The organism is Pseudomonas sp. P5_B2 (assembly GCF_056400445.1).
Window position 1 is genome coordinate 1 of sequence record NZ_JBFULH010001014.1, and the last position, 1,157, is coordinate 1,157.

2 pseudogenes are annotated in these 1,157 nt (G+C 52.6%); both read left to right on the forward strand.

Features of this window, described 5'->3' with window-relative positions:
- A pseudogene (locus AC1DRJ_RS28790) lies at positions 1 to 109 on the forward strand (DUF4123 domain-containing protein); the annotation flags it as partial.
- A pseudogene (locus tag AC1DRJ_RS28795) lies at positions 106 to 1,157 on the forward strand (type IV secretion protein Rhs); the annotation flags it as partial. The pseudogenes AC1DRJ_RS28790 and AC1DRJ_RS28795, both read left to right, overlap by 4 nt.

Below are 1,157 nucleotides of genomic sequence, written 5' to 3' on the forward strand. Positions count from 1 at the left end.
ATCCAACTTGCAGCAAAAAGTGACGCGCTCTGTAAAACGCACCCCACTCACGGAAGAAAACTACACAGGGCGACTGAAAGCCCACTTGGAAAAAGAGGTGACCGTATGAGCATTTTGATGGGTTCCATGGGTGGGAGCCTCACAGCAAAACAACCCGATGCTCAGGTCATCATCAGTGATTTCAAGAAGTGTATGGCTGATTACCGCAGCCATGCCGAGGCATGGTATGGCGGCGTCCTGGATGCAGAACAACAATTTCAGGTCGGTGATGAAGTYGGCATTCAGGACAAAGACAGCAAAAAGCAAGTCGACCTTTACGCAAACTGCCCAGCCAATGGCAAGCTAAAACTGGTTCACAGTTTCGAGTCGGCGCGTTTTGTCCCTATCGGCAATACACCGGTTCGATTGGCGCCTGTGGCCGATGGCAAGCTGTTCGGTAAAAATGAAACAGGTCAGGCGATCACCGCAACGATTGGCCCTGGCGGGATTCTTGAAGTTGCGGATCTCACACCAAACCAACAGTACAAAATCACCTTTTTCCCAAACCCCACTCCCGCACAAATCGACACGCTGTTCAATTCCTATCAGGGCGTGATCGGCGATCTGAGCGGCTGGCTACAAACCCAGTGGACCACCGACTTTTTACCGCTGTGGCAAGCGCATAACAGCGCGTCCATGGCTGGCCGCGCCATGCAGGAACTGGAAGCCGCMTGGAAAGGCTTTTGGAAAGCGATCATGGATTTGTGGGGCGATATCAAAAGCCTCTACAACCTCGTTGCGCATCCTCGAGATAATTATGAAAGGCTGAAGAACTTCTTCACCGAGGAAGAAATCAAGCGCATCTACGACGCCTCGGCGGAAGCCATTCACACCGCCTTGCTGATCGCCAGTGACGAGCCATTGATGTGGATCTACATGGCCGCAATCATGGCGTGGGTCAAAATGCTGCCTCCGCAAACCTGCACGCAAGTGCTGTCTGAACTGACCACTGAAGTCCTGTTGTTTATTCTGTTTGGCGTTGTTTTGACCGGTGGTCTCGGCTTGGCAGCACGTGTCGGAACCAAGGCACTGAAAGCCACGCAAAACAGTGGCAAGGTGCTGAGGCTGATTGAAGACTTCACCGGCACGCTGATGAAAATCAGCAAGAAGAACGCCGC